Here is an 8108-nt window from a genome sequence, read left to right on the forward strand (position 1 = left end):
GATAATCTTATGATTTTCGGAGGTTATGTTATGAAGGTTGTTTTACAGAGGTATCATGGGCTGGGAAATGATTATCTGGTGTTTGATCCGAACAAGAATGAGCTGGAGCTGACGCCGGAGAATGTGAGGCTGATCTGCGACCGGAATGCGGGTCTTGGATCGGACGGTGTGCTGGAGGGCCCGGTGCTCCGGGAGGGCGGCATGTATGTGAAGGTGTGGAATCCGGACGGCAGTGAGTCGGAGACCAGTGGAAATGGTGTGCGGATTTTTGCGAAGTATCTGAAGGACGCAAGCTATGTCCAGAAGAAGCATTTTACGTTATATACGGGAAATGGCCCGGTGGATGTGACCTTCCTGAATGAGGACGGAAGCCGTCTGCGTGTCTCTATGGGGAAACTGTCGTTCTGGAGTGATGATATCCCGGTGACCGGCGAGCGCAGGGAAGTGATCAACGAGGATATGGTTTTTGGCAGAACGCTGTATCCGGTGACCTGTGTTTCTATCGGGAATCCGCATTGCGTGATACCGATGCGGGAGATTTCCAAGCCACTGGTGTGCAAGATTGGTGATTATGCTGAAATTGCAAGATATTTCCCGAACCGGATCAATACGCAGATCATGAAGGTGCTTGACAAAGAGCATGTGGCTATCGAGATTTATGAGCGCGGAGCCGGCTATACCCTGGCTTCTGGTACCGGAGCCTGTGCGGCGGCCGGTGTTGCCTATAAGCTTGGTATGACAGGCAGCAAGGTGATCGTGCACATGCCGGGCGGAGACCTGCAGGTGGAGATCGAGGATGACTGGAGTGTATTTATGACCGGCGACGTATTTTATGTGGCAAAACTGACGCTGAGCAATGAATTCACAGAGAAACTGAGAAATGCATAAGATGATACAATAAGATCTGGCGGGGACATGCGGCAAGCATGTCCCTTTTTTGTATAGCGGCAAACCGGCGTACGGGCGTGGCTTTACACTCTTCGTTGTACTATCCGGCTGCCCGTGTTAAAATAAAGCTGTTAAATGCTTCAAAAGTACGACACGTAAGTTTTGGATGCGAACACAGGGAGGAATTATGGCGCTTCAGTTTATTTTTGGCCCGGCGGGATCGGGGAAATCTTATACATTGTATCAGGACGTGATCCGGGAATCGATGGAGCATCCGGAGCAGAATTTTATCGTGCTGGTGCCGGAGCAGTTTACCATGCAGACGCAGAAGGATCTGGTCAGCATGCACCCGCGCCGCGGCATTATGAATATTGATGTTTTGAGCTTTGCGCGGCTTTCCTACCGGGTATTTGAAGAGACGGGCGGAGGAAGCCTGCCGGTTCTGGACGATGAAGGGAAAAATCTCATCCTTCGCAAGATCGCCGGAGATTATGAGGAAGAGTTGAAGGTTCTGCGGGGAAATATGAAGAAGCTTGGCTGCATCAGCGAGGTGAAATCGGTTCTTTCGGAGTTTGCCCAGTATGATATCGGGGAAGAGGAGATCCTTACGGTGATGGAGTCGGCCGGAAAAGAGTCGAGGCTCTATTATAAGCTGCAGGATCTTTTGCTTTTGTACCGCGGGTTTTCGGACTATCTGAAAAGCCGCTATATTACCAAGGAAGAACTTCTGGATGTTTTGTGCCGGGAAGTGCCGGGATCAGAAATGTTAAAAAACAGTACCGTGGTATTGGACGGATTTACCGGGTTTACACCGGTACAGAACCGGCTTTTGCTGGAACTTTTAAAGCATTGCCGGAAAGTCTGCGTGACAGTTACCATGGATGACCGGGAAGATCCGTTTTCCTACCGGCATCCTTATCAGCTGTTCGCGTTAAGTAAGCAGATGGCTTCCACGCTGGTCAGTCTTGCCGGGGAGGCGAAGACAGAGATCCTTACGCCTGTTTTTCTTTATGACGGGACGCCCCGGCGCTTCCGGCAGAATCCGCCCCTTGCGTTCCTGGAGCGGAATCTGTTCCGTTACGGGGCGGAAAGTTTTTCCGGCAGCCAGCAGGCGGTTACGCTCCATGTGGCAAGAAATCCCAGAGCCGAGGCCTTTGCGGCGGCCGGGCGGGTCCGGGAGCTGGTGCGAAAACACGGCTGCCGTTACCGGGAGATCGGTGTGATCGTAAGCGACATGAGCGCCTACGGAGACTACCTGAAGCGGGCTTTTGAACTTTATGACATTCCGGTATTTATGGACCAGAAAAAAAGCATTCTGCTCAATCCTTTTGTGGAATATATCCGAAGCCTTCTGTCCATGGCAGAACAGAATTTTACAGAAGAAAGCGTTTTTCGTTTTCTGCGGACCAATCTGTCGGGATTTACAAGAGACGAAACGGACAGCCTGGAAAATTATGTGACAGGTCTGGGGATCAAAGGATACAAACGCTGGCAGCAGCGCTGGATCCGGCGGCTGAAAACAACTACAGAGGAAGACCTGGAATTATTTAACCACTGCAGGGTACAGATGGTAGAAAAAGTGGACGGCCTGATGTTCGTGTTAAAGCAGCGGAAAAAAACGGTGCGGGATATTACGATGGCCCTGTATGAGTTTATGGTAAAAGAAAATCTGCAGGTCAGGCTGAAAGAAAGAGAAGAAGCATTTCAGGCAAAGGGCGAGCAGGCTCTGGCCAGAGAATACGCGCAGATTTACCGGATCGTGATCGAACTGTTTGATAAATTCGTAGAACTTCTGGGCGATGAACCGGTGAGCCTGAAAGAATATGGCAAACTTCTGGACGCGGGCCTGGAGGAGGCAAGGGTGGGAGTGATCCCGCCAAGTCCGGATCAGGTGGTGGCGGGAGACATGCAAAGGACCAGGCTGAAAGATATAAAAGCGCTGATCTTTGTGGGGGCAAATGATGCCTGGCTGCCGGGAAATCTTCTCCGGACCGGCCTTTTGTCGGAAAGAGACCGGGACAGATTTACCAGGGAAAAGATCCCGTTAGCGCCCGGCGGCAAAGAGAGAACCTACGAACAGAAATTTTATTTATATCTGAACCTTACCAAACCTTCGGAGAAACTGGATATTTTTTACAGCAAAGTGTCTTCGGACGGAAAAAGTCTGCGGCCCTCCTATCTGATCCAGGAAATCCGGAAATTATATCCGGACCTTGTGGTGACGGATGAGGAAACCATCGGATTTGCAGAGCGGGAATGGACGGAAATGCTTGGCATGAAAGAATGGATCCGGGGAATCCAGGATGTCAGAAACGGCGTCTTAAGTATGGACGGCTGGATGGAACTCTACCGCAGATACCGGAAGGATCCGGCATGGCAGGAAGAAGTAGAACGGCTCCTGGATGCCGGCTTTTACAGAAGGACGTCGGAAATGCTGACCGGGGAGACGGCCAGTCGGCTGTATGGGGAGAAGTTTGAAGACAGTATTACCCGGATCGAACGGTTCTCTGCCTGCGCCTTTTCGCATTTCCTGACTTATGGCCTTCGCCTGCGGGAACGGGAGACCTATGACTTTCAGGCGGTGGACCTGGGAAATATCTGTCACGGGGCGCTGGAGCGCTTTTCGGAAAAGGTGGAGCATTCGGGGAAGGACTGGATCAGGCTCACCGGGGAAGAACGGGAGGCCTATATTGATGCGAGTGTGGAGGAGACGGTGACCGATTATGGCAACAGCGTCCTTTACAGCAGCGCCCGCAATGCATACATGATCGTGCGCATCAAGAAGATGCTGGAGCGGACGGTCTGGGCGCTGACCAGACAGCTGGAGGCGGGAGATTTCCGGCCTGCTGCCTATGAGATGCGCTTCCGGGGCGGAAAGATCGACCGGATCGATACCTGTGCCGGGGAAGATAAGGTCTACGTGAAGGTGGTGGACTATAAGACCGGGAAAAAGGCCTTTGATGTGACTGCTCTCTATCACGGACTGCAGCTGCAGCTGATGGTATATCTGGACGCAGCCGTACAGATGGCGGAGAAGAGATATCCCGGCCGTGAAGTGATCCCTGCCGGCGTATTTTATTACCGGATCGATGATCCCCTGGTAAAAAAACAGGGAGAGGATGAAACAGTAGAAGAAAGCATTTTAAAAGAATTGAAGCCGGACGGGGTGATCAACTGCAAAGACGAGGTGCTCTCCCATCTGGACCGGAACCGGGAGGGGGAATCCCTTGCGGTTCCGCTGAAATATAATAAAAACGGAAGCCTGTCCAAAACCTCCAGGGCTGTTTCGGAGGAAGAATTTATGGTGATGATGGAGCATGCTGTCCACAAGGTGAAAAAGGTCCATCAGGAAATCCTTTCCGGGGAGATCGGGATCCACCCCTACCGGAAAGGACAGGAGACAGGCTGTGATTACTGCAGCTACCGGAATATCTGCGGATTTGACACCCGGATCGACGGGTATGATTACCGGCAGCTTAGGAAAATGAGCCTGGAAGAAGCGATTGCGGCAATGAAAGGAGAGAGACAGGCATGGGAGTCATCTGGACCGAAGAACAACAGAAAGTAATCCGTCTTAAGAACCGGAATATCCTGGTCTCGGCGGCCGCGGGCTCCGGAAAAACAGCGGTGCTGGTAGAGCGGATCATTACCATGCTGACCCGGGCGGAAGATCCGGTGTCAGTGGATGAACTGCTGATCGTTACCTTTACAGAGGCGGCTGCCGCAGAGATGAAGGAGAGGATCCGCCAGGCGATTGAACAAAAGCTTGGCGAGCAGCCGGATAACGAGCATCTGAAACAGCAGGCGACTCTGATCCACAATGCCCAGATCACTACGATCCACAGCTTCTGTCTGGGCGTGATCCGGGATCATTTCCATGCGATCACGCTGGACCCGGGATTCCGTGTCGGGGAAGAGGGCGAATTGAAACTGATGCAGCAGGACGTCCTGCGAAAGATGCTGGAAGAAAAATATCAGGAAGGAGATCCGGAGTTTCTGGATTTCATATCTTCTTACAGCGGAACCAGAAGCGACCGCAGGCTGGAAGAGTGGATCCTGAAGATCTATGAGTTTTCCAGAAGCTACCCGGATGCCTCTGGATGGCTTCTGGACTGCGTGCAGGCGTATGCGGCGAAAACGCCGGAGGAATTTGAACAGTCCGGGATCGCGGCAAAGATCCGGGAACGGGTACGCCAGTATCTGAAGGATGTCCGGCTGCTCCTGAAGTCTGCCCTGGAAGTCTGCCTGGAGCCTGACGGCCCGGCTGTCTACGAGGAGACCATCTGCCTGGATCTTCAGATGGTATCAGAGCTTGAGAAGGCCGAAACCTGGCAGGAACTTCAGGAAAAGATGGCAAAGCTGTCATTTCCAAGGCTTGCGCCAAACCGGAAAAAAGAAGTGGATCCGGGGAAAGCGGATTTTGTAAAAAATGCCCGGGCCGGGGCAAAGGAATTGCTGGAAGACCTGAAGGAACAGTATTTTTATCAGGACATGGAAGAAATGTTGAAAGATTTTCAGGTCTGCCTGCCGGCGGTGCGTGAACTGACAGGACTTGCGTCGCTTTTTGCGCAGAATTATCAGACAGAAAAACAGAATCAGAATCTGATCGATTTTTCCGACATGGAGCAGTATGCCCTTCAGATCCTGACAGAAAAAAAGGACGGAATCTTCGTACCTTCTGCGATCGCCGGGGAATACCGGCAGCAGTACCGGGAGATTATGATCGACGAATATCAGGACAGCAACCTGCTTCAGGAGACGATCCTGACCAGTGTTTCCAGGGTGTCAAAGGGAACCTTTAACATTTTCATGGTAGGAGATGTGAAGCAGAGCATTTATCGTTTCCGCCTGTCCAGACCGGAACTGTTTATGGAAAAGTTCCATACCTATGATCTTAAGGACAGCAGGACGCAGCGGATCGATCTTCATAAAAATTTCCGCAGCCGGCCGGAGGTGCTTTCCAGTGTGAATCAGCTGTTCCGGCAGATCATGGCGGAGGATCTGGGCGGGATCACCTATGATGACGAGGCCGCCCTGTATCCAGGCGCCTCTTTCCCGGAATCGCCGGATCCGGAGACGGAAGTGCTGGTGCTGGAGATACCGGAAAAGGAAGAACAGGAAGAGGCAAGAAAAATGGAAGCCCGCATGATCGCAGGCAGGATCCGCCGTCTTCTGGCCGAAGGAAAGGTGACGGATAAGGAGACCGGGGAACTTCGCAGGGTGAAATATTCGGATATCGTGATCCTGACCCGCAGTATCCAGGGGTATGCGGATACATTTGCAGAGGTGCTGAACCAGGAAGGGATCCCGGCCCACGCAGGCAGTAAAGAAGGATATTTCGGATCCAGGGAGATCGGCATTCTTCTGGATTACCTGCGCATACTGGATAACCGGCAGCAGGATATTCCTCTGGCCGGCGTCCTTGCTTCGCCCATCGGCGGTTTTTGTGAGGAAGAACTGGCAAAGATCCGGAGCGCCTACCCGGAACTTCCGTTTTATCAGGCGGTCGTCTGTTACGGGCAGGAGGAAAAGGGTGAAGAAACAATCCGGGAGAAGCTTAGAAAAGTTCTGGGTCAGATGGAGGATTTCCGGGAGCAGGTTCCCTATACGCCGATCCACGAACTTCTCTGGAAGATCCTGGATGAGACGGGATTCGGGGACTATATGGCCGCCATGCCGGGAGGAGCGGTCCGAAGGGCCAATCTGGAAATGCTGATCGAGCGGGCGAGGATATTTGAGTCAGCCAGTTATAAAGGATTGTTTCATTTTGTCCGTTACATGGAACAGCTGCAAAAGTATCACGTAGATTACGGGGAAGCCAGTGTGGAGGATGAGCAGTCGGACACCGTGCGGATCATGACGATCCACAAAAGTAAGGGGCTGGAGTTCCCGGTGGTGTTTGCGGCAGGCATGGGCAAGCGGTTCAACCTGCAGGATGCAAGGAGCAGCGTAGCCCTCCATATGGGAATGGGGATCGGACTGGACGCCGTGCGTCTGGAAGACCGGACGAAAATACCAAGTCTGGTCAAAAAAGTCATTCAGAAAGAAGAAGCGCTGGACAGCCTGGGGGAAGAACTCCGGGTGTTGTATGTGGCGCTGACCCGGGCCAGAGAAAAACTGATCCTGACAGGAACGCTTTCCGGCGCAGGGGATAAAGTTGCAGCCTTCCGGAAAGAAAGCCGGCAGGAAACGCTGTCCTTTGCACGGCGGAGCAGTGCAGTCACCTACTGGGACTGGATCCTTCCGGCCGCCGCGGGCTGTGAGGCGGACGCTCCGCTAACGATCCGGGTCATCACTCCGGAAGAACTTCTGGCAGAATCCTGTGCAGAGGAAGCGGCCGGGCGGTTTACCAGAGAGGCGCTGGAAGAGTGGGCAGATGAAGGGGAGACGGATCCTGAGAAGATCCGCGCGATGGAGGAACAGTTCTCTTATCAGTACCCCTACCTGCAAAGCCCCAGGCAAAAAATGAAATTTACGGTGTCGGAATTGAAAAAACGCGCATATCTGTTAGAAAGCGATGACGCGTCGGACGAGGCGTGGGAGATGGGGGAAGTCCTTTACGAGGAGCCGGAGGTTGTGCCCCTTCTGTCGGCATTTCTGAAAGAGGAAGAGCCGCTTACAGGCGCGTCCAGAGGAACCGCTTATCACCGGGTGATGGAACTTCTGGATTTTGCGGCGGATGAGAGCCGGAAAGGGATCGAAGACGCTCTGGAGAACTGGACGGAACAGGGAAAGATGACAAAAGAGATGGCAGCCTGCATCCGGCCGGAAGAGATCCTGAAGTTTCTGGAATCTTCCTGCGGCCGGAGGATGAAACAGGCGGCTGGAAACCGCCGGCTTTACCGGGAGCAGCCCTTTGTGCTGGGCATAGAGGCTGGGGAGGTCTACCCTCAGGAGCAGGAGGGAGAACTTCTGCTGGTGCAGGGAATCATTGACGTCTGGTTTGAGGAAGAAGACGGACTGGTGGTCCTGGATTACAAGACGGATCAGGTTGATTCTCCAGAGAAACTGACGGAGAAATATCACGCCCAGCTGGATTATTACGCAAGGGCGCTGGAACAGCTGACCGGTAAAAAAGTAAAAGAAAAGATCATTTATTCCTTTACGCTGAAACAGGAGATAAGGCTTCCATAGAACAGAAGGCCGGCAGATGCCGGTCTTTTTGTTTGTGCTTTTTTACAGATACTTGTTGACAAACTATATTATACAACATATAATAT

General features: G+C 52.6%; 3 protein-coding genes. All 3 read left to right on the forward strand.

Annotated features, from left to right (window positions below; genetic code table 11):
* Positions 1–30: 30 nt before the first annotated feature.
* The 3 genes from dapF to addA all read left to right on the forward strand — a co-directional run bounded on the left by dapF (position 31) and on the right by addA (position 8022).
* Positions 31–888 carry a diaminopimelate epimerase gene (dapF, locus tag H6A13_RS06500; RefSeq protein ID WP_204908805.1) on the forward strand — a complete coding sequence of 286 codons (858 nt, stop codon included), beginning with the start codon at positions 31–33 and terminating at the stop codon, positions 886–888.
* Positions 889–1075: 187 nt separating this feature from the next.
* Positions 1076–4456: a PD-(D/E)XK nuclease family protein gene (locus H6A13_RS06505; protein ID WP_204908806.1), complete on the forward strand. Its 3381-nt coding sequence runs from the start codon at positions 1076–1078 to the stop codon at positions 4454–4456.
* Complete coding sequence (gene addA / locus H6A13_RS06510) at positions 4420–8022, forward strand: helicase-exonuclease AddAB subunit AddA (RefSeq protein ID WP_204908807.1); 3603 nt, start codon at positions 4420–4422, stop codon at positions 8020–8022. Before H6A13_RS06505 ends, addA begins: the two co-directional genes overlap by 37 nt.
* The last annotated feature ends 86 nt before the right edge of the window (positions 8023–8108 follow it).

Origin of the sequence: Mordavella massiliensis (assembly GCF_016902415.1) — a bacterium.
GTDB classification, from domain to species: domain Bacteria; phylum Bacillota; class Clostridia; order Lachnospirales; family Lachnospiraceae; genus Merdimonas; species Merdimonas faecigallinarum.

Bases quoted from the DNA above. Each gene is read 5' to 3' on its own strand.
- H6A13_RS06505 (WP_204908806.1), top strand. From the start codon at position 1,076: ATGGCGCTTCAGTTTATTTTTGGCCCGGCGGGATCGGGGAAATCTTAT.
- addA (WP_204908807.1), top strand. From the start codon at position 4,420: ATGGGAGTCATCTGGACCGAAGAACAACAGAAAGTAATCCGTCTTAAG.
- dapF (WP_204908805.1), top strand. From the start codon at position 31: ATGAAGGTTGTTTTACAGAGGTATCATGGGCTGGGAAATGATTATCTG.